This window comes from Haloferax sulfurifontis ATCC BAA-897, assembly GCF_000337835.1.
Classification (GTDB): domain Archaea; phylum Halobacteriota; class Halobacteria; order Halobacteriales; family Haloferacaceae; genus Haloferax; species Haloferax denitrificans.
Genome location: NZ_AOLM01000019.1, coordinates 110323 through 135323, shown reverse-complemented (window position 1 = coordinate 135323; position 25001 = coordinate 110323). Strand labels below are relative to the sequence as shown.

At 69.1% G+C, this 25001-nt stretch carries 23 protein-coding genes and 1 pseudogene; 7 read left to right on the top strand and 17 right to left on the bottom strand.

All coding sequences use genetic code 11. The features are described 5' to 3' along the window. Positions 1 to 4 precede the first annotated feature (4 nt). Positions 5 to 1879 (bottom strand): flippase domain-containing glycosyltransferase AglD, encoded by a 1875-nt coding sequence (gene aglD / locus C441_RS10905; RefSeq protein ID WP_007275128.1) that lies wholly within the window; start codon positions 1877 to 1879, stop codon positions 5 to 7. A gap of 282 nt (positions 1880 to 2161) precedes the next feature. Between aglD and C441_RS10900 the strand changes: the two genes are divergently transcribed. Further along, the gene (locus C441_RS10900) at positions 2162 to 2431 is read left to right on the top strand and encodes a DUF7123 family protein (protein ID WP_004971216.1); all 270 of its coding nucleotides are present in this window, start codon (positions 2162 to 2164) and stop codon (positions 2429 to 2431) included. Between the two features lie 220 nt (positions 2432 to 2651). On the opposite strand, the gene C441_RS10895 is transcribed toward C441_RS10900, so the two are convergent. The 14 genes and pseudogenes from C441_RS10895 to C441_RS10830 all read right to left on the bottom strand — a co-directional run bounded on the left by C441_RS10895 (position 2652) and on the right by C441_RS10830 (position 17713). Continuing rightward, positions 2652 to 3275 (bottom strand): winged helix-turn-helix transcriptional regulator, encoded by a 624-nt coding sequence (locus C441_RS10895; protein ID WP_004971215.1) that lies wholly within the window; start codon positions 3273 to 3275, stop codon positions 2652 to 2654. Between the two features lie 82 nt (positions 3276 to 3357). After that, positions 3358 to 4638 carry an SPFH domain-containing protein gene (locus tag C441_RS10890; protein WP_007275127.1) on the bottom strand — a complete coding sequence of 427 codons (1281 nt, stop codon included), beginning with the start codon at positions 4636 to 4638 and terminating at the stop codon, positions 3358 to 3360. A gap of 138 nt (positions 4639 to 4776) precedes the next feature. After that, positions 4777 to 5380: pseudogene (locus C441_RS10885) on the bottom strand (NfeD family protein). 79 nt (positions 5381 to 5459) lie between these two features. Then, positions 5460 to 6689, bottom strand: coding sequence for a restriction endonuclease (locus tag C441_RS10880; protein WP_007275125.1), 1230 nt, complete (start codon positions 6687 to 6689; stop codon positions 5460 to 5462). Between the two features lie 402 nt (positions 6690 to 7091). Then, a complete protein-coding gene (locus C441_RS10875; protein ID WP_007275124.1) occupies positions 7092 to 7328 on the bottom strand; it encodes a DUF7312 domain-containing protein in 237 nt (78 codons plus the stop codon). Positions 7329 to 7372: 44 nt separating this feature from the next. Continuing rightward, positions 7373 to 9130 carry a pyruvate kinase gene (pyk, locus tag C441_RS10870; protein ID WP_007275123.1) on the bottom strand — a complete coding sequence of 586 codons (1758 nt, stop codon included), beginning with the start codon at positions 9128 to 9130 and terminating at the stop codon, positions 7373 to 7375. Positions 9131 to 9244: 114 nt separating this feature from the next. Continuing rightward, complete coding sequence (locus tag C441_RS10865) at positions 9245 to 9532, bottom strand: hypothetical protein (protein WP_007275122.1); 288 nt, start codon at positions 9530 to 9532, stop codon at positions 9245 to 9247. A gap of 71 nt (positions 9533 to 9603) precedes the next feature. Continuing rightward, positions 9604 to 9909: a hypothetical protein gene (locus tag C441_RS10860; protein WP_007275121.1), complete on the bottom strand. Its 306-nt coding sequence runs from the start codon at positions 9907 to 9909 to the stop codon at positions 9604 to 9606. 172 nt (positions 9910 to 10081) lie between these two features. Further along, positions 10082 to 12166, bottom strand: coding sequence for a methionine--tRNA ligase (gene metG, locus C441_RS10855; RefSeq protein WP_007275120.1), 2085 nt, complete (start codon positions 12164 to 12166; stop codon positions 10082 to 10084). 256 nt (positions 12167 to 12422) lie between these two features. Continuing rightward, on the bottom strand, positions 12423 to 12989 hold the full coding sequence (locus tag C441_RS10850; protein WP_004971206.1) for a YqaA family protein: 567 nt from the start codon (positions 12987 to 12989) through the stop codon (positions 12423 to 12425). 49 nt (positions 12990 to 13038) lie between these two features. Next, positions 13039 to 14112, bottom strand: coding sequence for a tyrosine decarboxylase MfnA (gene mfnA, locus C441_RS10845; RefSeq protein WP_007275119.1), 1074 nt, complete (start codon positions 14110 to 14112; stop codon positions 13039 to 13041). Between the two features lie 91 nt (positions 14113 to 14203). Continuing rightward, entirely contained in the window at positions 14204 to 14947 is a 744-nt protein-coding gene (locus C441_RS10840) for a CPBP family intramembrane glutamic endopeptidase (RefSeq protein ID WP_007275118.1), read from the bottom strand. A 123-nt stretch (positions 14948 to 15070) separates the two neighbouring features. Next, a complete protein-coding gene (gene ppsA / locus C441_RS10835) occupies positions 15071 to 17347 on the bottom strand; it encodes a phosphoenolpyruvate synthase (RefSeq protein ID WP_007275117.1) in 2277 nt (758 codons plus the stop codon). A 117-nt stretch (positions 17348 to 17464) separates the two neighbouring features. Further along, positions 17465 to 17713, bottom strand: coding sequence for a hypothetical protein (locus C441_RS10830; protein ID WP_007275116.1), 249 nt, complete (start codon positions 17711 to 17713; stop codon positions 17465 to 17467). Between the two features lie 77 nt (positions 17714 to 17790). Between C441_RS10830 and C441_RS10825 the strand changes: the two genes are divergently transcribed. Then, positions 17791 to 18390 carry a J domain-containing protein gene (locus tag C441_RS10825; RefSeq protein WP_007275115.1) on the top strand — a complete coding sequence of 200 codons (600 nt, stop codon included), beginning with the start codon at positions 17791 to 17793 and terminating at the stop codon, positions 18388 to 18390. A 38-nt stretch (positions 18391 to 18428) separates the two neighbouring features. Here C441_RS10825 and C441_RS10820 read toward each other — a convergent pair whose 3' ends face one another. Continuing rightward, complete coding sequence (locus tag C441_RS10820; protein WP_007275114.1) at positions 18429 to 19208, bottom strand: DUF7839 domain-containing protein; 780 nt, start codon at positions 19206 to 19208, stop codon at positions 18429 to 18431. A gap of 140 nt (positions 19209 to 19348) precedes the next feature. On the opposite strand from C441_RS10820, the gene C441_RS10815 reads away from it, so the two are divergent. After that, complete coding sequence (locus tag C441_RS10815; RefSeq protein ID WP_007275113.1) at positions 19349 to 20041, top strand: metallophosphoesterase; 693 nt, start codon at positions 19349 to 19351, stop codon at positions 20039 to 20041. A gap of 47 nt (positions 20042 to 20088) precedes the next feature. On the opposite strand, the gene C441_RS10810 is transcribed toward C441_RS10815, so the two are convergent. Then, positions 20089 to 21366, bottom strand: a complete 1278-nt coding sequence (locus C441_RS10810) for an NAD(P)/FAD-dependent oxidoreductase (RefSeq protein WP_007275112.1) — start codon at positions 21364 to 21366, stop codon at positions 20089 to 20091. A gap of 94 nt (positions 21367 to 21460) precedes the next feature. Here C441_RS10810 and C441_RS10805 point away from each other — a divergent pair, with 94 nt between their 5' ends. The 4 genes from C441_RS10805 to C441_RS10790 all read left to right on the top strand — a co-directional run bounded on the left by C441_RS10805 (position 21461) and on the right by C441_RS10790 (position 24883). Then, the gene (locus C441_RS10805) at positions 21461 to 22630 is read left to right on the top strand and encodes a threonine synthase (protein WP_007275111.1); all 1170 of its coding nucleotides are present in this window, start codon (positions 21461 to 21463) and stop codon (positions 22628 to 22630) included. Positions 22631 to 22715: 85 nt separating this feature from the next. After that, positions 22716 to 23411: a metal-dependent transcriptional regulator gene (locus C441_RS10800; RefSeq protein WP_049918235.1), complete on the top strand. Its 696-nt coding sequence runs from the start codon at positions 22716 to 22718 to the stop codon at positions 23409 to 23411. After that, on the top strand, positions 23408 to 24109 hold the full coding sequence (locus C441_RS10795; RefSeq protein WP_007275110.1) for a TMEM165/GDT1 family protein: 702 nt from the start codon (positions 23408 to 23410) through the stop codon (positions 24107 to 24109). The genes C441_RS10800 and C441_RS10795 overlap by 4 nt, the downstream gene beginning before the upstream one ends. Positions 24110 to 24235: 126 nt before the next feature. Continuing rightward, positions 24236 to 24883 carry a LysE family translocator gene (locus C441_RS10790; protein WP_007275109.1) on the top strand — a complete coding sequence of 216 codons (648 nt, stop codon included), beginning with the start codon at positions 24236 to 24238 and terminating at the stop codon, positions 24881 to 24883. The last annotated feature ends 118 nt before the right edge of the window (positions 24884 to 25001 follow it).

Genomic DNA, 25001 nt, shown 5'->3' with positions numbered 1-25001 from the left:
TCCTTCACTCCGATTCGGCGAGTTCGCGCTCGCGGTCGCGCACGTCCGCGCTCTCTTCGACCGCGGTCGTCAGCGAGACGTTGAGCGACAGCATCGAGGCGACGCCGCCCACGACGGTGACGGCGTTTTTGACGGCGTGGTCGAGGACCGCCGCGGCGAGCGCGGCGGCGGGCGTGACCGGCGCGAGCGCGGCCATGAACACCGTGAAGGCGATTTCGTAGAGGCCGACGCCGCCGGGCGACAGCGGAAGCACCTTCGCGAGGTTGCCGACGCTCACGGCGAAAAACGAGACGCCGACGAGGACGACGGGGTCGATATCGACGCCGAGCGCGAGCAGGACGACGACCGCGGTCACCACGTCGACGGTCCAGATGGCGAGGCTCGTCAGGCCGACGCGGGTGAAGGCGGCGCGGTTGCCGGCGACCGCCTGCAGGTCGGAGACGAACTGCTCGATGACGCCCGCGACGAGGTCGACGTAGGAGTCCGACGAGAACCGGCCGACGAACGCCCGGACGACGTTCCGGTCCGCGCGGGCCGACAGCGCGATGCCGAGGACGCCGAGGATGGCGACGACGCCGACGCCGGTGGCGACGTAGGCGACGGTGCGCACGTCGTCGGCGGACACGTTGACCGACCCGCCGCTCACGCCGGTCGCCAGCACCGTGGCGATGTCGTCGAGGCCGCCGGTCGCCGCGAGGCCGACGAGGACGACGCCCGCGAGCCCCGCGATGGTGAGCAGGTCGAAGACGCGCTCGACCGCGAGCGACGCGAAGCCCGAGGGGTACGGGATGTTCCGCCGCGCTTTCACGACGTAGGCGCGGACGGCGTCGCCCGCGCGGGCGGGGAACACGAGGTTCCCGGTCTGACTGATGAATATCGCCCCCGTGAGGAAGCCGGCCTTCTCGCGGTAGCCGAGCTCGCCGAGGATGTCGCGGTAGCGAATCCCCCGGAGCGGCCACGAGACGACGTAGATTACTGCGGCGGCGGCGACGAGCGCGGGGTCGGCGTCGCCGAGCACCGAAATGACCTCCGAGGGGTCGATGTACAGCGTCATCAGCGCGAGCGCGAAGACGGTCAGGAGCAGGCCGGCGGCGATTGTCACCCGGCGGGTGATGCGCGGCCGGACGGTGAGTTGCCACCACGTCCGGAGAATCTGGCTCCCCATCCCGAGGATGTCGCGGACGAGGTCGACTTTCGTGTCGCCTTTCGGCTCCCAGTCGACGGGGAACTCGGCGACGCGGAAGCCCGCGCGCTGGGCGCGGACGAGCATCTCCGTGTCCCAGAACCAGTGGTCGTCTTCCACGTCGTCGCGGAGCGCCTCGAACGTCTCGCGGCTGAACGCCTTGAAGCCGCACTGGTGGTCCCGGAGGTCAGAGCGGAGGAACAGGCGGACGAGGCCGTTGTAGGCGCGGCTCGGCACGCCGCGTTTCGGCGGGCGGTCGGCGACGCGGTCGGGCATCCAGCGCGACCCGGTGGCGGCGTCGTACTCGCCGGAGCGGACGCGCTCGACCAGCTCTTCGAGGTGGCGCATATCCGTGGCGAGGTCCGTGTCGAAGTAGACGAGCGTGTCGCCGTCGGCGGCCTCGAAGGCGCGTTCGAGCGCGCCGCCGCGGCCGAGCCGGTCGTCGCTGTGGTAGTGACGAATCCGGTCGTCCTCGGCGGCCAGCCGGTCGGCTATCTCCGGCGTCTCGTCGTCACAGCCGTCTTCGGCCACGATGACCTCGAAGGCGTCGGCGGGGAGGAACGATTCGAGCGTCTCGACGGTGACGCGGACCGTGTTCTCGATGGTCCGCGCCTCGTTGTAGGCGGGGAGGACGACGCTCACTTCGACGCCGGCCGCGGTCGCGGCGGCCGGGCGTCGTTCTGTCGGGCGACCCATTGTCGTCGTATGGCCGCTATCCGCGTATGAATTTTCTGTCTTGGAGTCGTTACGCTCCGGTTAGACGGACAGTTCGGAACGCTCGGGCGTTCGACGGCGTGCCGGTCGCCCCCGACTGTCTCCCCGTTGATGTGTCCGCGTCGCGCGGCTGTTAGGCGACTGTACCTGCGACGGCGCAGTGGAGCCGTTCCGACGGCTCGTTTTCGGCGAAAATCGCAAGACAGCACCGTGTTAAGCTCCCGTACCAAACCCCTGATAGGCGTCTCGTCTCTCTGTGTAGGTATGAGCACGACCGCCTCCGCCGCCGCGGTCGAGGGCGAGGCCCTCGACACCAGACCCAGCCTCTCGGAGAAACAGCGCCGCATCCTCGACTACCTCCGCTCGAACGCCGGCGCGAAGACGTACTTCAAGTCCCGCCTCATCGCCGACGACCTCGACCTCTCGGCGAAGGAGGTCGGCGCGAACATGCGCCCCATCCTCGACGGCGACTTCGACGTGACCGTCGAGAAGTGGGGCTACTCCTCCGGCACGACGTGGAAGGTGACCGTCTGAGCCCCCGCTGACGCTTCACTCCGGCCCCGCCGCGCGCCGACCTCGGCGTGCACCCCGGCGCGTCCTCTCTCGCGCCACCCTCCCGGAACGCCGTCGTCTCCCACCCCACGTCGTTCCCCCCGTTTTTCGGGTTTTCTCGCGTCCCAGCGCCGCCGCTGAGTGTTCCGAACCGACGGAGAATACCGGCACCGACTCCCCGACTCTCGCCCCGGTCAGGGGGTCAGGGGTCGAACCGGATGAGTTCGGCCGCGTCGTCGGCGAACGCCGCGGCGTCGGAGCTGAAGGAGTCGGCGTGGCGAATCAGGAGCGTGATGACCGTCTCGGGGTTGCGGACCGCGTAGCCGTCCTCCCGCGAGAGGAGGCCCACGGCGTCGAGTTCCTTCGCGTAGGTGCTCACCGTCGCCCGGGAGACGCCCAGTCTGTCGGCGAGTTCGCTCCCCGTCGCGTCGGGGTCCCGAAGCAGGTGGACGAGCATCCCGCGCGGCGTGTCCCGCCGGAGGTAGCCGAGGGCGACCTGCTCGAACTCCGAGAACCGGCCCGCGGGGAAAAACCGCTTGTAGTCGCCGTCGCGGCGGACTTCGAGGGTGTCGTCGTCGACGAGGTTCCGGAGGTGGTACTGCGTCTCGCCGGTTCCCAACTGGAGGTCGTCGCGGACCTTCGAGAAGTGCGCGCCGGGCGTCGACGCGACGTAGCCGACGATGGCGTCTCGGGCGTCGCTCGACCCCGACGAGTCGTCGTCGCCGTCGTCGCCGCCCCCGAGGCCCACGAGCGGCGTGGCGGCCCCGAGCGCGGCGAATCGACGGAGGGTCGCGCGCTTGTCTTCGTCTACCCGGCGATTCGACATCTACTCCCACATACGAGACGGCGCGGAGAAAAGGGCTTCGGCATTCACACCCGTCCGAATCCGGGACGGTCGGTCGATGCGACTATTCGAGGTCCTTCTCGAAGGACATCTCGCTTTCGTCGTCGCCGTCGCCGTCGTCGCCGGCGTCTGTGGCCGGTTGGCCGTTGCCCGCGGAGTTCGCGTCCGCCGACTCGTCGGCCGCGCCGTCCGCGCCCTCGCTTTCCGCGACGACCTCGTCGGACGACTTGATGGGGGTCTCGCTCTCGTCGGCCTCGGCGATGACCTCGTCGGGCGACTTGATGTCGTTGACCTCCGCGCCGGCCTTGATGGCCTCCGCCTCCTGTTCGAGCTGTTCGACGTCCATCTCGGCGGCCTGGTCTATCTGCCCGAGAATCTCCTCGATGTCGTCGAGGCCGATGAGCTCGCGGGTCTCCTCGTCGAACTGCTTGCTGGAGAGGCCTTCCGTGTCCTGTACGTCGGAGCCGGTGAGCTGTTTGCCGTAGCGACCCACGAGCGAGGTGAGCTCCTGCGGGAGGACGAACGTCGTGGACTCGCCCTGTCCGATGCGTTCGAGCGTCTCCATCCCCTTGTCGATGATGGCGCGTTCGCCCATCGACTCGGCGGACTTCGCGCGGAGCACCGTCGAGATGGCGTCACCCTGCGCTTCGAGAATCTGGCTCTGCTTTTCGCCCTGCGCGCGGATGATGTTCGACTGCTTTTCACCCTCGGCCTGTTCGACGGCGGAGCGGCGCTCACCCTGCGCTTCGAGAATCATGGCGCGGCGGCGGCGCTCGGCGGAGGTCTGCTGTTCCATCGCCTGCTGGACGTCGGCGCTGGGGTTGACCTCGCGGACCTCGACGGACTCCACGCGGACGCCCCACTCGTCGGTCGGTTCGTCGAGTTCCTTGCGGATGCGCGCGTTGATCTCCTGGCGCTTGTTGAGCGTGTCGTCGAGTTCCATGTCGCCGAGGACGGCCCGGAGGGTCGTCTGGGCGAGGTTGGAGACGGCGCGCTTGTAGTCGTCGACTTCGAGGAACGCCTTCTTGGCGTCCATCACCTTGATGTAGACGACGGCGTCGGCCGTGACCGGCGAGTTGTCGCGCGTAATCGCTTCCTGCCGGGGCACGTCGAGCGTCTGGGTACGCATATCGAACGCGTAGGTCCGAGAGACGAACGGCGGGATGAAGTTGATACCCGGTTCGAGGAGCCGTCGGAACTCCCCGAACACCGTGAGCGCCTTCTTCTCGTAGGCGTCCACGATTTCGACCATCTGATACACCGTCACGATGGCGAGGACGAGCACGAGGAGGCCGGCGACGACGCCTCCGATACCCAGCCCCGCCTGGAGGGCAAGTAGGTCCATAAGCCCGCCTTGGGTTGGCAGAATGATAAGTATTCGTGTGGTCCGGCCGTCACGTCGGACGGTTTCGGGGGTGACGGGGCGGCCAACGGCGGTTCGGGTCGACGCGGTTCGGGCCGACCGCGGCGTCGCGGCCGGCGGTCAGACGCCTTCCGTACCCTCTCGTTCGAGTTCTTCGTCTCGCTCCGCGGACTCCTCGCGCCGTCGTCGCGCCCGCTCGCGGGCGAGTTCGCGGTCGATTTCGTCCTCGCCGGGGCCGACGCCCTCGACGGTCACGACGTTGCCGCCGCCGGGGTCGACGACGATGACCTCGCTTCCGACTTCCAACTCGCCGTGGACCGACCGGGCGGCGTAGTAACGGGTTGAACCCCCCCTCGTCGAGTTTGACCTCGCCGCTGGTCGGCGTGACGCGCTCCGTGACGCGCCCCATCTTGCCCGTCAGCGCGTCCGAGTCGCTCGTCTTTCCTTCTCCTTTCCCGCCGTAGATATCGAGTTCTCGGTAGCCGTAGAGCGCGAGCGCGCCGAAGACCAACACGAGCAGGCCGAGTGCTATCGGGCCTGCGAGCGGCGCGATAAAGAGGCCGACCAGCCCCGCCGCGAGGAGGGCGACGCCGAGGACGACGAAGTGCGCGCCGGGGGCGATGGCCTCCGCGAGCGACAGGCCGAGCCCCGCGAGCACGAGCAAAAGCGGGAGCGTCTCGGGACTGACGAGACCGGTCTGTAACGGGAGCGGCGGGTATGCCATACCGGGTCTAGGGCCGTCGCCCGATTAAGGATTGAGGGTCGAACGCGGTGCGGGTTCGGCGGGGGCGGCCGTTCCCCGCTCAGTCCTCGCCGTTCGGGTCGGTCGAGACCGACCGGTCGTGGACGAACGCCACGGTGTCTTCGTTCGTCGGCCGGACGAAGACGGTCCCGGTGGTCGCGTTCGTCGGCACGGAGAAGACGGTCCAGACGTGCGCCCGCTCGTCGGGGGCGAACAGCCCGCCGTTGCGGAAGCCGGTCGCGTTCGACAGCGGTTGGTAGCCGTAGCTGACGCCGTCGGTCTCGAACGCGAGCGCCGACTCCGGGAGCGACCCCGGCGCGTCGCCCGCGGCCGTGGCGTTGAGCCCGATGACGACGAACCGCTCTCCCTCCGGCGCGGCGTACGTTCGGTTGCCCACCTGAAGCGTGTCTGTCGCCCGGGCGTTCCACCGGGCGACCACGTCGGCCGAGTCGACGCTCGCACTGGAGAGCGCGGAGACGGCGACGCCGCCTTCGCCTCCGCCGCCGTCGCCGGTCGGTCCGCCGAGTCCGTCGACCATCGGGCCGAGCACGGCGACGAAGCCGAGCGCGAGCACGAGCAACAGCACGGCGACGACGACGACGCGGACGCTCGGCGGCGACCCCGATTTCAGGTCGCCGACCGACGACGGGAGTCCGTCGCGGAGGGTGTTCCCAACGGATTTCCAGCCGCCGCTTCCGCCGTCACCGTCACCGCTACTTCCGCCTCCGCTTCCGTCTCCGCCTCCGCTGTCGCTGTCGCCACCGCCGTCGCCGCCGCGGTCACCGACGAGTCCGGCGAGCCGTTCGCGCGCGGCGGCTATCGGGAGCGACGCGAGCGCTTCTTCCACCGGTTCGGGTAGGTCGAACGGCAGGCCGAACTCGACTTCCGCCGTCTCGAACACCTCGCCGTCGGTGTACTGCTTGACGGTCTGTTCGAGGCCCTCGTCGGCGACGGTCTCGCCGAGTTCGTCGCGGTCGAACAGCGTCACGTCGTGGCTCGTGGCGAACCCGCGGACCGCGTCGGCGAACTCGCCTTGGGTGGCGACGACGACGGCGTCGACGCCGCGCTTTTTCGCGTGCGCGACGAAGCCCTTGATGTGCTCGGTTTCGACGGTCATCCCGACGGTCGGGAGCACGAGCATGAGTCCCTTCGTGCCGTCGCCGCGCTGGCCCTGTACGAGGTATCTCCCCTCGCCGCGGGGCTGGACGTTCGTCTGCCAGTTCCACTGGGTCCAGAGGTCCGCGAGGAACCGGACGAACTTCGCCGGGTCGAGTTCGACGAGTCTCGTCACTGTTCGCGTCCCTCCGTCTCGGGCGGGGCGGGTCGTCGGTCGTGTCCGCGTCGTCGGTCGTGTGTCATCTTGTCGTCTCGGTGTTCGTCCCGGTGGCGGCCGGTTTCGGCGGCCGCGCGACGACCGGGAGGGAGGCCGTCGCGGCGGCCGCGCCCGCGTCCGTCCCGGCGCGGCCCCCGTCGGCGTCGGAGCCCGGGGCGCCGCGGGGAGAATCGACGCGGCGACCGACGCGGAGGGTGCGCCGTGTCGCTCGCTTCGCCCGTCCCGGTCGGGTGGTTGGCGGTGGTTTCCCTCGGGGTCACATAAATCAACAGTCCCGATTATCAAAACGGAAAGTCGGAGACGGGGCGGCGGCCGAACTCAGCGGTTGCGACGAGTCGCGGTCGGCGTCCGGCGGGTCGCTCAGAACGCGCCCGGAAACACGGTGACGACGATGAGGCCGACCGCGAGAAGGACGCCGATGAGGACGAACGCGACGTTCTCGGCCCGCGGCGACTCGGGCTCGATGGGAAGCTGTTCGACCTCGGGTTCGTCGTCGATGATGCCGTCGGGACCGACGTCGTCGACGCCGAAGCGCCACTCGCCGTCGCCGTCAGCGTCGCGGTCGTCGTCATCCTCGGGAGAGGGTGCGCGGGACATCGATTCGTGGGTAGGCGTCGCGGCGGGAAAGGGCTACCGCACTCCTACCGGCTGTCGCGGTCGTGGTTGATGACGTCGCCCTCGTAGACGATGCCGCGCTCGGCGTGGAGCGTGACAGTCGCGCCCTGCGCGATGGTCTTCGGAAGCGGCGCGCCCGACACCATCGGGATGTCGAGCTCGCGCGCGACGAGCGCCGGGTAGCCGGTCATGCCCGCGCGGGCGTCGACGATGCCGGCGAGCTTGTCGGCGTCGCCGTCGAACTCGCCGTCGAACTCGGCCGACAGCGCGAGAATCGCGCCCTCGGGAACGTCCGTGAGGTCGCCGTCCTCGGTGCGGTAGAGGGGGCCGGCGACGCGGCCGCTGACGATTTTCCGGCCCGTGGCGACGGGCTCGGCGGCGACGTGGACCTTGAGCATGTTTGTCGTGTTCGTCCCTTCGAGCTCCGTCATCATGCCGGAGAGGACGACGATGGTGTCGCCGGACTCGGCGACGCCGGCGTCGAGCGCGGCGGTGACGGCGTCGTCCATGACGCCCTCGACGCTCGGGCTGTAGTCGGCGTACTGCGCCGAGACGCCCCACGAGACGGCGAGCTGGCGGCGCGTCCGGTCGTTCGGCGTGACGGCGACGACGGGGACGCCGGGGCGGAACTTCGCGGTCTTCCGGGCGGTGTAGCCGGACTCGGAGACGGCGACGACGGCCGCGGCGTTCACGTCGCGGGCGAGGTAGCGCGCCGAGCGGGCCAGCGCCTCCGTGCGGGAGCCCTCGTCGGCGGTCGGGACGCGCTGTTCTTGGCTCTCGTCGTACTCGGGGCTGGCCTCGACTTCCTTGACGATGCGGGACATCGTATCGACGACGCGGATGGGGTGGTCGCCGACGGCGGTCTCGCCGGAGAGCATCACGGCGTCGGTGCCGTCGAGGACGGCGTTGGCCACGTCGGACGCCTCCGCGCGGGTCGGGCGGCGCGAGCGGACCATCGAGTCGAGCATCTCGGTCGCGGTGATGACCGGCACGCCCGCGGCCTGCGCTTTGCGGATGGTGCGCTTCTGGATGATTGGCACCTCTTCGAGGGGGCACTCGACGCCGAGGTCGCCGCGGGCGACCATCACGCCGTGGGCCGCCTGGATGATTTCGTCGAGGTTCTCGACCGCGCCGGCGCGCTCGATTTTGGCGATGATGGGAATCTCCGCGCCGAGGTTCTCGAGGGTGTCGCTGATGGTGTAGACGTCCTCCGCGTCGCGGATGAACGAGGCGGCGACGTAGTCGACTTCCTTCTCCGCGGCGAGCTTCAGGTTCTCGTAGTCGGAGTCGGTGATGAGGTCGATGTCGAGGTCGACGCCGGGGACGTTCACGCCCTTGCGCGAACTGAGCTTCCCGCCGGAGACGATGGTCGCGTGGACCGCATCGTCTTCGACGGAATCGACGGTGGCCTCGATGCGGCCGTCGTCGAGGAGGATGGTGTCGCCGGACTCCGCGGCGGTGATGGAGTACGACAGCCCGACGGCCTCGGGGGTGGCGTCGTCGCCCTCGTAGAAGCGGACCTCGCTCCCGGTTTCGAGGTAGATGTCCTCGTCGATTTCGGCGGTTCGCACTTCGGGGCCCTGCAGGTCGAGCATGGCCGCGAGCGGTTCGTCGGTCGCGTCGTCGACGGCGCGGATGCTGTCGATGACGTCGGACCGGTGTTCGACGTTGCCGTGGCTCGCGTTCATCCGGGCGACGCTCATGCCGGCGTCGGCGAGCCCGCGAATCGTCTCCCGGTCGAAGGACGCGGGACCGAGGGTGCAGACGATTTTTGCGTTTCTCATGGCACCGCCTACGAGTGACTGATAAAAAAGCCCGATGATGAACTCGGTGCCGAGTAACGGGTTCGCATACGTACTCTCTATAGTTCGCCCACCGAACTGACCGCTCGGTCGACCTCACGCAACTATAATGGTCGTTTGGTAAATTTCTCCGTCGTATCTGACGTAGCCGGGGTCGCGGAACTCGTTTCTGTCCGTTCCCTTCCGGAGCGTCACGGTCTCGCCCCCGAGCGCCTGCCGGAACGCCGACTGTTGGTCAGGCGCGAGGTTCTGATACGAGACGGCTCCCTCGCCCTGCGGGAGGTCGTCGACTCTGGTGACGCTCAGCCTCGCCGTCCCGCTTCCGCCGCCGAGACAGCCCGTCGAGAGGACGAGCGCCGCGGCGAGCAACACGCTGATTCGCATAGCCGGCGCTCCAGCGTCATCGTTCAAATCGGCTCCGGTCTCGGCGTGGGATTCGAGCGCCGAACGCCTGCTCAGGAGGAGACGGTCGTCCGGTAGATACCGCCGTCGTACCGGACGTAGCCGGGGTCGACGAACTCGTTTCGCGCCGCCTCGTTCGGTATCGCCACCGGCTCGTCGGTCGAGACCGCCTCCGCGAACGTCTCGCGCTGGTCGGGGTCGAGGTTGCCGAAGGCGACCGCACCCTGTCCCTGCGGGAGTTCGTCCACGCGTTCGACGGTCAGGGTGCCCGCGCCGCCGCCGGTGACCGCGGCGACGACGCCCGCGAACACCGCGAGCGCGACGACGATTCCGACCGCTTCCCGTCTTCCGATTCGCATGGGCGACGCTCGGGGGTCGGCGCAGTTAGGCGCTGTGGTCCGTCTCTGACACGGGGACGGCGTCGAGAAAAACAGCGCGTCGAAAAAATCGGGTTGTGGGTGGTCGCGTGTCGGTTCGGAGGCGGTCGCGTGTCGGTTCGGAGGCGGTCGCGTATCGGTCGGAGGCGGCCGTTTACTGGACTTTCGTGCCGGGGACGGCGTCGCCGTGGGTCGTCAGGATGTCGGCCTCGTCGCCCGCGGCCAACAGCATCCCGTTGGACTCGACGCCGAACAGCTCGGCCTTCTCGAGGTTGGCGACGATGATGACCTTCGTCCCGGAAAGCGCGTCGAGGTCGTGGAGCTGTTTGATGCCGGCGACGATTTGGCGCTCTTCGACGCCGATGTCGACGGTGAGCTTGGCGAGTTTGTCCGCGCCGTCGATGCCCTCGGCGGCGACGATTTCGCCCACGCGGATGTCGAGGTCCTGGAACTCCTCGAAGCTGATGCGGTCGTCGGCGATGGGTTCGAAGTCGATGTCGGCGTCGGTGTCAGCGTCCATATCCTCCTCCGCGTCCTCGTCGGACTCGTCGCTTTCGGATTCCGTCTCGGCCACGCGCGCTTCGAGCTTCTCGTTGAGCTCCTCGACGCGCTCGGCTTCGATTTTCTCGAACAGCGCCTCGGGCTCGCCGAAGGTCGCCGACGGGGCCTCGAAGGCGGCGTCGACGCGGGTGTCGGTCACCGAGCCGTCCTCGCCGAGCTGTTCCCAGAGCGCCTGCATCTTGCCCGGCGCGACGGGGAAGAACAGCACGGCGATGGCCTTCGCAATCTGGACGCAGTCGCGGATGACCCGCGCCGCGGCCTCGGGGTCCTCGTCGGTGAGCTTCCACGGCTCGTTGCGCTGGATGTACTCGTTGCCGAACTGCGCGAGGCGGACGGCGGCGTTGCCGGCCTGCCGGACCGAGTAGTCGTTGATGCCGGCTTCGAACTCGTCGATGGCCTCCTCGATGCGGGCTTCGACTTCTTCCGACACGTCGGCCTCGGGCGTCCCCTCGAAGTTGCGGTACGCGAAGAGCATCGACCGGTAGAGGAAGTTGCCGACCGTGCCGACGAGTTCGCTGTTCACGCGGTCTTTGAACTTCGACCACGAGAAGTCCACGTCCTGCTGGAAGCCGCCGTTGGTGGCGAGGTAGTACCGAAGCAGGTCGGGGTGGAAGCCCTCGTCGAGGTACTCGTCGGCCCAGACGGCGCGGTTGCGCGAGGTGGAAAAGCCCTTGCCGTTGAGCGTGATGAAGCCGGAGGCCATGACCGCGCGCGGCTCGACGTAGCCCGCGCCGCGGAGCATCGCCGGCCAGAACACGGTGTGGTGCTGGATGATGTCGCGGCCGATGATGTGAACGATGTCGCCCGCGTCCTTCCACGCCACCTCCCAGTCGAACGTGTCGGCGCCGACGCGCTCCGTGTACTGCTTGGTGGAGGAGACGTACTCGATGGGCGCGTCGACCCAGACGTACAGCACGAGGTCGTCGCCCTCCTCGCCGGGGTAGTCGATGCCCCAGTCCATGTCGCGGGTGATACACCAGTCCTGCAGTTCGCCTTCGATCCACTCGCGGGGCTGGTTCTGGGCGTTCGAGGTGCCTTCGAGGCGGTCGATGAACTCCTGAAGGTAGTCTTGGAGGTCGGAGACGGCGAAGAACTTGTGCTCGCGCTCGCGGTACTCCGCGGGATTGCCGGTGAGCGTCGAGGTCGGCTCTTCGATTTCGCCGGGTTCGAGGTGGCGGCCACAGCCCTCGTCACACTCGTCGCCGCGGGCGTGCGCGCCGCAGTACGGACAGGCGCCCTCGACGAAGCGGTCGGGGAGCCACTGGTCCGCCTCGGGGTCGTAGGCGACCGGAATCTCCTTTTCGTAGACGTAGCCCTCGTCCTCGAGCGTGCGGACGATTTCCTGGGTCAGTTCGGTGTTCGTCTCGTCGTGGGTGTGGCCGTAGTTGTCGAACTCGATGTTGAAGCGGGGGAACGTCGCCTCGTACTTCTCGTGGTGGCGGAGCGCGAACTCCTCGGGCGTGACGCCCTCCTTCTCGGCGTTGACGGCGACGGGCGTGCCGTGCATGTCCGACCCGCTGACGAAGGCCGTCTTTTGGCCGAGTGTTCGCAGCGAGCGACTGTAGATGTCGCCGCCGACGTACGTTCTGAGGTGGCCGATGTGGAGGTCGCCGTTCGCGTACGGCAGTCCACACGTCACCACCGCTGGGTTCTCCGTGGGGAAGTCCTCGTGACTCATCTGTGTCGTGTATCTCGGAAGCGGGCCTAAAGCCCGCCGCTTCGGACGCGTCTGTCTGGCGGTGCGGTATCGCCCCGAGGTTCGCCGGGTCCGACCGCCGTCTCACGTTACCGAGGCGACGGCCGAAGACGGGTCCACCCGCGGCTAAAAGAAAGCGCGCATACGCATGTTGTCGGGGAGTCCCGTCGCGGTCACACCGGTACTGAAGCCGAGCGCGCGTATAAATTGTCGGGCGCTCGGGCGACGCTCGGGGCGCTCAGAGGAACGCCAGCGCGGCCTCGATGCCGATGACCGTCACGACGAGCCGGCCGCAGGAGCCGACGAACGTCGCGGCGGCGAACCTGAGGTAGTCGTCTTCGAGGACCGAAAACGCGTAAATCGACAGCGTGTCGGGAAAGCCCGGCACGCAGAGCGCGGCCGCGAGGCCGGCGAAGCCCCAGTTCTGCGCGATTTCGACGGCCTTGCGTTCGGTCCAGCCCATCACGTCGACCGGGAGCCGTTCGAGCGCCCGCTCGACGTAGCCCGACTCCGTCGTCTGGCGGCCGATGTGGAACGCGAAGACGCTCCCGGCGGCCTTGCCCGCGCCGCTGACGAGGATGATGACCGCGAGTTTCGCGCCGTAGGGAAGCCCGAGGTCGAGCGGGGCGGCGAGAACGATTTCGCTCACGCCGGGGAGGGCGAAGGCGATGAGAAACGAGTAGGCGAAGATGATGACCAGCCCGACCCAGCCGGTGGCCGTCTCGACGAGCGACGAGAGCCACGAGAAGTCGGGGTACAGACTGACGGTCAGGTCTGCGAGCGATGCGAACGCGGTGAGAGACACACGAGAGGGTCGAAGCCGGTCGATTGTAAGCTTTCAGGTTCGGGCCGGCTCAGTTTCGCGCCGGCCCCGACCGGAGGTCGTCGAGGTCCGAGAGGAACGCCCGGAGCGACTCGCGGGAGACGTGCGGCATACAGACGATGCGGAGTTCGCCGCTCGCGGTCCGCGAGATGCGCCAGCCGAGGTCGCGGAGCGACTCGAACTGCCCGTCGGGGACGCTCGCGGCGACCAGCGGGAGTTCGGGCTCGACGGCGTCGTAGCCGCGGGCGCGGAGTTCGTCGTAGAGCCAGTCGGCGTTCGCCTGCTGGCGCTCGTAGACGTCGCGGTAGCCGTCGGGCCAGAGTTCGCGCATCGCGGCGGCCGCGGAGGCGACGCCCGCGCCGCTTCGCGTTCCGGTGAGGCTCGCCTGCGACGCGGATTCGAGGTACGGCGTGTCGACCGCCAGCGAGTCGACGACCGACTTGTCGCGGAACAGCAGGCCGCCGGCGGGGACGACCGCCTGCCCGTACTTGTGGGGGTCGATGGTCATCGAGTCGACCGGCGCGTGGGCGAACGACCACTCGTGGTCGGTAAAGGGGAGGATGAACCCGCCCCACGCGGCGTCGACGTGCATCAGCGCGCCGGCGTCGTGGGCGACCGCGGTCAGCTCGGGAATCGGGTCGACGCGGCCGAACTCGGTCGTGCCGGCGACGCCGGCGACGAGGACGGTGTGGTCGTCGACGGCCTCGCGGACCGCCGCGACGTTCGCGCGGTAGCCGTCGTCGACGGGGACGATTCGGAGCTCCACGTCGAGCACGTCGGCGGCCTTCTGGAAGCTGAAGTGGATGCTCTCGGGGGCGACGACGTTCGGGTCGCCGTCGCGGGCGTGGTTTCGCGCGGCCCGGATGGCCTGGATGTTGGCCTCGGTCCCGCCGCTCGTCACGTAGCCGTGGGGGGCCGAGAGGCCGGTAATCTCGCCGAGGTACGAGAGTGCGTCTTCTTCGAGTGCGGCGACGGCCTGATAGGTCGCCGGGTCGCCGGGGTTGGTTGCGAAGAACCGCTCTGCGGCCTTCCGGGCGGCCGGATGCGGTCGGGTGCACATCGAAGAGAGGACGCGGTCGAACTCCTGCGGTGCCGCGCGCTGCATGCATCCCACTATAACCACACCCAGTATATCGGTTCCGCTCCAGTACGACAGCGTATCTCAAGCGTGAATACCGCCGTGGTCTGCTGGTTTCTCACCCAAGAACGAACGACGAGAGGAATAGTGTCGCGTTGTACAGTCCGTGGACGGCGATGGGAACTGCGAGGTTCTCCGTTCGCTCGTAGATGTAGCCGAACACCGACCCGACGAGAAACAACGCCGTAAGTGGGACGAGAACGACGACGCCGCCGCCGACGAAGTTGAACGCGTGGAGCGACGCGAAGATGGCGCTGGCGAGAACGACCGCTCCGAGTGGGCCGAACGTCTTGCGCAAGCGGCCCTGAACGGCACCGCGGAACAGCAGCTCTTCGGCGGGTGCGATGACGAAGATAGAGAGAAGCGCGAGTGCGACGAGAACCTCTGGGTCGACGACGGCGGCCTCACCGACTACCGACTGGACCGGGGTGAGGTCGACGACGGTCGATGCGAGGACGAGCAGTGCGACGGCGGCGAAACTCCCGACGAGGCCGAGAGCCACCCACCTGAGGTCTGTTCGCGTCGGTAGACGAACCGGGACACCGTCGAGGACACCGATTGCGACGAGGATACCGACGGCCGCGAAGGCGAGTTGTGACGGTATCAGCGCGAGGATGAGGAACGTCGACCCCGCCGGATCGATGGCGACGTTCACCGCGAGCAGTGGGATGAACAACGCGAACGTGAGAACGACGCCGAGGACGATGGCGGCGGCGACGATGACGACGGCGACGACGACGGCGCGAAGGCGGTCGGTTACGTTCGGTTGATTGGTGGAGGGGGAATCGACAGCGGTGGACATGTCTTTCAGGGCCTCTCACCGTGAAGATACGTGAGCCGCAGAGAAAAAGACAGGTGGCAACGCGGCTACACGAGGCCGAACCCGTGAAAATCGGTGTGTCGTGTGATTCGACGTCGGCTGGCCTCAGCGGACCGAGTCGAGGAGGAGCCGCTGTTCGACGCGCTTGACCTCGTGTTGCACGTCGCGGACGGCGTCGATGTTGGCCGAGATGGAGCTGACGCCCTTGTCGACGAGGAACTGGACCATCTTGGGCTTCGAGCCGGCCTGCCCGCAGATGCTCGTCTTCACGCCGACCTCGCGGCACGTCTCGATGGTGTCGCCGATGAGCTTGAGCACCGCCGGGTGCAGTTCGTCGTAGATGTCGGCGACGTGCTCGTTGTTGCGGTCCACCGCGAGGGTGTACTGCGTCAGGTCGTTCGTGCCGAACGAGGCGAAGTCGATGCCGGCGTCGGCGAGTTCCTCGATGCAGAGCGCCGCCGCGGGCGTCTCTATCATGACGCCCCACTCGCGCTTTTCGGGGTCGATGCCGGCCTCGCGCATGTGCTCTTTCGCCCGAAGCACGTCCTCCGCGTCGTTGACGAGCGGGAACATGACTTCGAGGTTGTCGTAGCCCATGTCGAACAGGCGGCGGAACGCCTGCAGTTCGAGCCGGAAGACGCTCGGGTTGTCGAGCCCGCGGCGGATGCCGCGGTAGCCGAGCATCGGGTTGTGCTCGCGCGGCTCGTTCTCGCCGCCCTCCAGCTGTCGGAACTCGTCTGTCGGCGCGTCGAGGGTGCGGACGCGCACCGGCCGCGGGTAGAACTCCTCTGCGACCTCGCGGACGCCCGAGACGATTTCGTCCACGTAGGCGCGCTCGCCGTTCTGCTCGATGAACCGCTCTGGGGTCTTGCCGAGCGTCAGGACCATGTGCTCGATGCGGAGCAGGCCGACGCCGTCTGCGCCCGTGGCGGCGGCGCGCTCGCCCGCCTCGGGGATGGAGACGTTGACCTTGACCTCGGTCGCGGTCATCGGCTTGACGGGCGTCTTGGGGCGGGCCTCCTCGACGGGCTGGCGCTGTTTCTCCTCGGGTTCCTCGCCCTCGCGGATGGTGCCCTTGTCGCCGTCGATGGTGATGATCTCGCCGTCTTCGAGCGTCTTCGTCCCGTCGCCGGTGCCGACGACCGCGGGCACGCCGAGTTCGCGGGAGACGATGGCCGCGTGGGAGGTCATCCCGCCCTCGTCGGTGACGATGCCGGCGGCGCGCTTCATCGCGGGCACCATGTCCGGCATGGTCATCTCGGTGACGATGATGTCGCCCTCGGCGACCTGGTCGAGGTGGTCGAGCTTGGTGACGATGCGGGCGCGGCCGGAGGCGATGCCGGGGCTCGCGCCGAGACCGCGGATGAGCACGTCGTCGCCGGTCGCGGTCGCCCGCGAGCTCCCGCCGCTGTCGCTTTCGCCTTCCTCGCCGTCGCCCTCGGCGATGGTCGTAATCGGGCGCGACTGGAGCATGTACACTTCGCCCTCGTAGACGGCCCACTCCACGTCCTGCGGCGTCTCGTAGTGGTCTTCGACCAGTTCGCCGAGTTCGAGCAGGCGGGACACCTCGTCGTCGGTGAGCACGCGCTCGTGGCGGCGGTCGTTCGGCACGTCGCGCATGACGGTCTCGCCGCTTTCCTCGTCGCGGACGCACATCGTCTTCTTGTCCGCGATGGTCGCCGTTTCGACCTCGCCGGTCTCGCGGCTGACGACGTAGTTGTCGGGCGAGACGGTGCCGGAGACGACGGCCTCGCCGAGACCCCACGCCGCCTCGATGATAATCTCCTTTTTGCCGGTCGAGGGGTGGCGGGTGAACATCACGCCGGACTTCTCGGCGTCGACCATCTGCTGGACGACCACCGCGATGTCGACCTTGTCGTGGGGGAACCCCTTGCGGTTGCGGTAGTAGATGGCGCGCTCCGAGAACAGCGATGCCCAACACTCCTTGACGCGGTCGAGGAGGTCCTCCTCGGTGACGTTGAGGAACGTCTCCTGTTGGCCCGCGAAGGAGGCGTCGGGCAGGTCCTCGGCCGTCGCGGACGACCGGACCGCGACGAAGGCGTCGCCCTCGCCGACGCTCCGGTAGGCGTCGAGGATTTCCTCCCGCACGTCGTCCGGCATCGGCGTCTCCATGATGAGGTCGTGCGCCGCCTCGTGGGCCGCCTTCAGCGCCGCGGAGTCCTCGTGGTCGACCTCGACCGCGGCGAACAGCTCGTCGTCGATGCCCGCGTCCTCGATGAACGCGCGATACGTGCTCGCCGTGACGACGAATCCCGGCGGCACGGGGAGCCCCGCACCCGTGAGTTCACCCAGCGACGCGCCTTTCCCGCCGACCAGGTCGAGGTCGTCGGCCCGTACGTCGTCCAGCCAGACTACAGCCATGTGATGTTCGTATGGTCCCGTACCCCGATAAAGAAGTTTGCGAACGAAACAAGTATGAATGAAAACTCACTCGAAGCCGAGTATGAAATTGCGACCTCGGCGGGGAGACGGCCGCTCTCAGGACTCTCTGCGCTCCCGGCCGTGTTCCTCGCACAGGATTTCGCCGGCGTCGGGGTCGAGGTAGAACGGCGACCCGGCTTCGACCGGCCTCCCGCAGACCGCACAGCCGTCGTCGTGGCGGAGGAAGTACTTCCCCTCCGCGCGGCCCGTCTCCAGCCGTCCTGCGGCGACGGCCGGCCGCGTCAGTCCCTCGCCGATTTGGGTGCGCTCCGCGCTGTCGGCCTCCTCGAAGCGAATCGGTCGCATACCGTCACTTGGTTCGCCGGCGGCAAACCGTTACGGACAGCGAGGGGTTCATAATCGCTCGTCCCGTGACTTCTAGCGTGCTTCCGGAGTGGGTCTTTCTGCTCCCGCCGTGGCTCCTCGTCGGTCTCGTGGCGGGCGCGGTCGCCTCCGTCATCGTCGCCGGCGTCTTCGTCGTCGGCGGCCGTGTGTTCCCGGAGCGGCGGGTCTCCCGCGGCCCCCGCGTCGACGGGACGGGCCGCCGCCGCGTCGAAATCCGCGACTACCTCACATCCATCGGGGAGCGGTTCGTCGAGGACCGCCCGGTCCGCGGCGAGACGGTGGCGTTTTTCCTCCCCGACCGCGGCGTCGCCATCACGTTCGACGCGCAGGCGTTCTTCCGCCTCGAGCGCGCCGGCGTCTACGCCGTCCTCTGCGAACACGAGATGCCCGGCGGCCAACTCGGTCGCCGGCTCCCGTTCGACGTGCCGGACGTCGAGCCCGGACTGGCCGACCTCGACGACCCCGTGTCGGCCGCGTTCGACCGGCTCGACCTCCCCGCGAACGCGTCCACGGAGGCCGTTCAGGACGCCTATCGAGCGCGAGTGAAGGACGTGCATCCCGACCACGGCGGCGACCGAGAGCGGTTCCACGAGCTACGGGAGGCGTACACGATGGCGCGGGAACACGCCGAGGGCTGAGCGGCGAGTTCGACCTGAAAAATGAAACCGGCGCGGAGCTACGGCTCCGTCACTTCGAACAGCACGCCCGCGTCGCGGAGCGCGTCGGTCACGCGCCCGGCGGCGTCCGTGCTGGCGACGACCGCGGCGTCGAGGCCGCGGGCCGCGGCGTCGGCGGCGACCTCGCCCGGCGCGAACCACGTCCGCACGTCGACGCCCGCGTGGCGGCAGGCGACGACGGCCTCGACGCCCGCGGCGACGACGATGTCGGCCTCGTCGCACGCCGCCGCGAGCGCGTCCGAATCGACCGCCTCGGCCTCGCCGACCCGCGCGGGCGGTACCTGCAGGACGCGCACCGACCCGGGTTCCATCTCGATGACGCCCTCGAAGCCGGTGACGCTGGCCGCGTCGCCCGCCTCGGCGTCGGTGGTGGCGACGCCGATGGCCGGCCCGTCGTCGCCGGGCGTGGCGTGGAGCAGGCCGTCTCGGAGCGAGAGCGTCACCGTGTCGCCGGCCTCGACGTCGTCGGTGACGATTGCGGCGTCCTCGTTGACGCTCTCCAGCACGTCGTCGGTGACGTGTTCGGCGAACCGCTGGAGAGCGCGCGCCTCCTGAAACAGCCAGTCGACGCCCTCTTTCGTCACGCGGTAGCGCGACCGGCCCTGCTTTTCGACGAGCCCGTCTTCGACGAGGTCGCGGATGTACTCGGAGACCGCCTGACTCGTCACCCCGACCGCCTCGGCGATTTCGCCCTGACTCACCGCCGGCTGTCGGTCGGCTATCTCGGCGAGGATGCGAAAGCGGGTCGCGGTGCGCTTGTCCTCCAGTGCGCCGCTCATGTGCCGAACGTGGGACGCACCGATTAAAAAGGCCCCTGCTCCGACGCCGGCTTCGCCCCCGCTTCGCCGGCCTCTCGCGGGCGTTCGCCCCGGCGCGCGTCGCCGGTGGAGATTTGTCTTCGTCGCCCCTCGATTCGGTCGTGACACGCGTCTCCGTCCGCGAGCGCGCCGTCTTCCTCCCCGACGCCGACGCGCTCGTCATCGCGGACCTGCACGTCGGCCGAGCCGACGCGTCGGCGGTCGAGTTCCCGCTCGGCGAGGGGACCGACCTCGCGGCGCGCCTGCGAGCCTCCTGCGCCGAGTTCGCCCCCCACGAGGTCGTCTTCGCCGGCGACGTGCTCCACCGGTTCGACCGCGTCTCGGAGCGCCACGTCGCGGCCCTCGAAACCCTCGCGGAGACCTGCTCCGACGCCGGTGCCGACCCGGTGTTCGTCGCCGGCAACCACGACACGGTGCTCGCCGAGGTCTGGCCCGACGAGGTGCACGACGAGTACCGACTCGCCGACGGGACGCTCGTCTGCCACGGCCACCGCGAGCCGGACGGCGACGCCGACCGCTACGTCGTCGGCCACGACCACCCGACGCTCTCCGTTGAGGGCCGGCGGCGGCCCTGCGTCCTCTACGGCCCCGACGCCTTCCGTGGCGGCGACGTGCTGATGCTCCCGGCGTTCACCCGCCTCGCCGCGGGCGTCGAAATCAACGGGATGCGGACGGCCGACTTCGACTCGCCGCTCGTCACCGACGCGGGCGTCTTCCGGCCGCTGGTGCGCGATGCGGAGGCGGACGAGACCCTCACGTTCCCGCCGCTGGGGAAGCTTCGACGGTTGCTCTGAGGAGTCGAGGCGGGCGGCGAGTCGACAACCGTCGGCGAAGCGCGCGACTACGACAGGTCGTCGCGGACGGCGTCGGCGGCCTCTTTCCCGCTTCGCATCGCGCCCTGAATCGACGACCACGCGGTGTAGTCGCCGGCGAGGTACGCCCGGCCGGGGGCGTCGCGGGCGTCAGGCAGGGACTCGTGGACGCCCGGCGGCTGGGCGAACTGCGCGAAGGAGATGTAGTCGGTGTGGAGCAGTTCGAGGTCGTCGAAGTAGCGTTCCGGGTACCACGCTTCGAGCGTCCGGCGGGTCTTCTCGAACAGTTCCTCCTCGGAGTCGTCCTGCGCGGCCGCGCCGAGGAACGTCGCGTTCAGGAGCTCCGCGCCCGGCGGGGCGTACTCCGGCGCGACGGTCGAAAGCGGGACGACCGTGTTGGGGTCGGGACTCGGCGCGTTGAGCATGATTCGCTTGCCCGCGTCGAGGTCGCTCCCGCTCGGGAGCGTGTAGTACTGGGTGACACAGCCGTGGGCCTCGGTCGGAATCGACCCGACGCCGGTCAGCCGGCGCGCCTCCTTGGGGTCGGTGGCGACGACGACCGCGTCGGCTTCGAGCGACTCGTCGCCCGTGGTGACGACCGCGCCGTCGCCGTCGGACTGGACCGACTCGACGCGCTCGCCGAGGCGGAGGGTCGCGCCCTCGTCGCGGGCGGCGTCGGCGAGTTGCTCGGGGACCGCCTGCATGCCCGACGCGGGGACCGCGGTGCTCCCCGTCGAGAGCATCTTGAACGTGTACTCGAACACCCGCTTCGACGACGAGAGCGAGCGGTCGAGCGTGATGCCGCCGTAGAAGGGCGCGACGAAGTGCTCGATGTAGTCCTCCGAGAAGCCCCAGTCGCGGAGGTACGACCGGATGCTCCGGTCCGCCGAGGCGAAGATGTCCGCCTCGTCGCGGGTGCTCACGTCCTGTCTGAGCGCCAGCGTCCGGAGCTTGTCGCTCGTCGTCACCTCGGGGTTGCGGACGGACTCGAACAGGCCGCCGATGTCGCGGAGGGGGTCCGACAGCACCGCGCGTCGGCTCGGTCGGCAGATGGTCGCGCCGGGCGTGAACCGCCGGAGGTCCAGCGCGTCGAGGTCGAGTTCCCGCCGGACTGCGGGGTAGTCGGTGAAGAGGGCCTGAAACCCGCGGTCGAGTGTGAAGCCGTCTTTCGTCCGGGTGCGGACCCGCCCGCCGACGCCGTCGCGCCGCTCCACGACGGTCACGTCGGCCCCGTCGGCGGCGAGGTGTCGCGCGGCGACGAGGCCCGCGAGGCCCGCGCCGACGACCGCGATGTGGCTATCGTCCATACCCCGTCTCTCGGACGGGCGACACAAAGCCGCTACGGGTGGCGGCCATCGACCGACGGGAAGGGCTTAGTCCCTCCCCCCGTAAGCCCCGGCCATGCAGACGTCCGACAGCTTCTCCGGGCTGGTGTGTACCGAGACCGGCGACGAGTACGACGCGGACGCGACCGGCGCGAGCGACGCCGCCGCGCCGCTCGACCCCGCCTACGACCTCGACGCGGTCGAGTGGGACGCCGAGACGCTCGCCGAGCGCCCCTTCGACACGATGTGGCGCTACCGCGAACTGCTCCCCTTCGCCGAGCCGGTGACGGCCAACGAGGGCGCGACGCCGCTCGTCGCGGCCGACGCGCTCGGCGAGGAGGCGGGCGTCGGGTCGCTTCTCATCAAAGACGAGGGTCGCAACCCGACCGGGACGTTCCTCGACCGCGGCTTCTCGCTCGCCGTCACCGCCGCGCGCGAGGCCGACGCCGAGGTCGTCGCGCACGCCTCGCCCGGCAACGGCGCGCAGTCGGCGGCCTCCTACGCGGGCCTCGTGGACGCGCGCTCCTACGGCTTCGTCCCCTCGCGGACGCCGTTCCCGAACAAGGCCATGGTGAACGTCCACGGCGGCCAGATGAAGGTCGTCGGCGGGCGCTACCCCGACGCGCTCTCGGCGCTCCACGAACAGCTCAAAAGCGACTGGTACACGCTCCAGGAGTTCGACAACCCCTACCGCCACGACGGCGCGAAGACCATCGCCTACGAGGTCGCAGAGCGCCTCGACTGGTCGGTCCCCGACTGGGTCGTCGTCCCCGTCTCGACCGGCGAACTCGCCTACGGGGTCTACAAGGGCTTTTCCGACCTCGTCGACCTCGGACTGGTCGAGTCGATTCCCAAGCTCGTCGCCGCGCAGTCGGTCGGTTGCTCCCCCGTCGCCACCGCGTGGGAGGCCGAAAGCGACACCCACGAGGCGTGGAACCACCCGGACACCATCGTCGGCGAACTGGAGATTCCGGACCCCGCGGGCGGGTCGCTCGCGCTCCGCGCCGTCCGCGAGTCCGGCGGCGCGGCCGTCGCCGTCAGCGACGACGACGCGCTCGAATCCGCCGTCACCGCCGCCCAGACCGCCGGCGTCGAAGTCGGTCCCGCGGGCGGCGTCGCGCTCGCCGGCGCGTGGGAACTCGCGGACGAGTTCGACGAGGACGACACGGTCGTCGTCGTCAACACCGAGTCCGGGACGAAGAACGCCGACATCCTCCGCAGTCACCTGATGGGTCAGGGCGTCTGAGAGGCCGCACGACCGGCTGGTTCCCCGCTCGAACCCTCCCGTTACCTCCATCAGACTTTTACTTTAGACGCGTCTAATCCGTGGTATGTTGAGCGACGTGATGGAGGACTATCTGAAGGCAATCTACACGCTCCAGATGGAGCAGGGACCACCGGTTTCGACCTCCGACATCGCCGAGTACCTCGGGAAGACGCCGCCGACCGTGACGAGCATGGTCGGCAAGCTCGAAGACCGCGGGCTGGTCGACCGCGAGAAGTACAAGGGCGTCGAACTGACCACGGAGGGCGAGACCGTCGCGCTCGAAGTGCTTCGACACCACCGCCTCCTCGAAGCGTACCTCACGGAACACCTCGACTACTCGTGGAGCGAGGTCCACGACGAGGCCGACGCGCTCGAACACCACATCAGCGAGGAGTTCGAAAAGCGGGTCGCCGCCGCCCTCGGCGAGCCGGAGGTCGACCCCCACGGCGACCCCATCCCGAGCGCCGACCTCACGCCGCCGGACTCCTCGGGGCTGTCGGTGCTGTCGGACTGCGAGGTCGGCGACCTGCTCGTCGTCGCCCGCGTCAGCGACCGCGACCCCGCGGAGTTGGAGTACCTCTCCGAGGCGGGCGTCACGCCCGGCACGACCATCGAGGTGACCGACATCGCCCCGTTCGGGATGGTGACGGTCCGCGTCGGTGACGGCGGGCGCGAGCAGAGCCTCCCGGAGTCGGTGGCCCGAACGATCCGCGTCCGACCGCCCGACGAGCCGAGTAGCGAGGAGGTGTCGCCTGCGTGACCGGCTGGTGGGAGATTCTCGTCATCGCCCTCGTCTCCCAACTTGCGGTCCTGCCGGGCGAGAAGGTCCAGTTCATCATCGCGGGCCTCTCGACCCGGTTCGACCCGAAGGTCGTCGTCGCGGCCGCGGGCTCGGCTTTCGCCATCTGGACGGCGCTCGAAATCATGCTCGGGCAGGCGCTCAAGAGCGCGCTCCCGCCGGTCGCGCTCGACGCCATCACCGCCGTCCTGTTCGCCACCTTCGCGGTGTTGCTCTACCGCTCCGCGCCCGACGCGTCCGCGGGAGGCGAGACCGCGACCACCGACGGCGGCGTCTCCGCGTTCGACGACGCGCCGACGGTGTTCGGCCGCGAGCTATCGACACAGGGCTTCGGCGGCTTCCTGCCCATCTTCGCCATGATGGCCGCCGGCGAGTTCGGCGACAAGACCCAACTCGTCACCATCGGGCTGGCCGTGCAGTACGGCGCGACCTCGGCCATCTGGGCGGGCGAGATGCTCGCCATCATCCCGGTGAGCATCGCCAACGCGTACTTCTTTCACCGGTTTTCCCACCGGTTCGACACGCGCAAGGCGTACCTCGGCGCGGCCGCCCTGTTCGGCTTCTTCGCCGCCGACACCCTGCTCGCCATCGCCACCGGCTTCTCCGTCTGGGAGACGCTCGTCGGCACCGCCAGCGACGCCGTCCTCGCGCTGATCTGAGGTCGCATCCGGTCGCGCCGTGACCGGTTCCAACCCCCAACGCCGTCGCTTCCGCGCCACTTTTCACGGAATCGCGCCCAAGAGAGAACCATGTCTACGCTCCTCCCGTCTCTGGGTGCCGGGCTGGTGTTCGGCCTGGCGCTCGCCGCGCCGCCCGGCCCGATGAACGCCGTCATCGCCGAGGAGAGCGTCGTCCGCGGGTGGACCGCGGGCGCTCGCGCTGGTCTCGGTGCGATGAGCGCCGACGCGCTGTTTTTCGTCCTCGCGGCGCTCGGCCTCGTCGCGTTCGTCGAGCAGTTCCCGACCGTGCGGGCCGTCATGGTCGGCGCCGGCGGCGTCCTCATGCTCTACTTCGCCTACGGCGCGGCACGGGAGATTGGAACCACGTTCCGCGAAGCCGCCGACACCGACGACGACAGCGCGGGCTTCACGAAGGCGTTCGTGCTCGCGCTGACGAACCCGTATCAGATTCTGTTCTGGCTCACCATCGGCGTCGGCCTCTTGGAGACCGGCACCGTGGACGTGCTCGCCCACACGCCGTATCTGGGCGCGTCGCTGTCGAACCTGCTCATCGTCGAGACGGGCAGTCCGGCGCTCATCCTCGGCTTCTTCGGCGGCATCGCGCTCTGGGTGACCGGCTTCCCCGCGGCGCTCGTCGCGGCCGAACAGCGCGTCGACTCCTTCGCGCCCGCCGTCGCCGCCGTCAGCGCCGTCGTCCTCGGCGGCTTCGGCGCCGTCTTCGTCTGGGACGCGGTGCGGGCGCTCGCGCTCTGACGCTCGGACGCGCGACTGCTCGAAACCGCGGCCGCTCTCTCGGCTCGGGGTCCCGCGATTCCCGTCGGGCGTTCGGCGCGCCCCCGTCTCCGAGACGAGAAACACTATGAACCGTGGT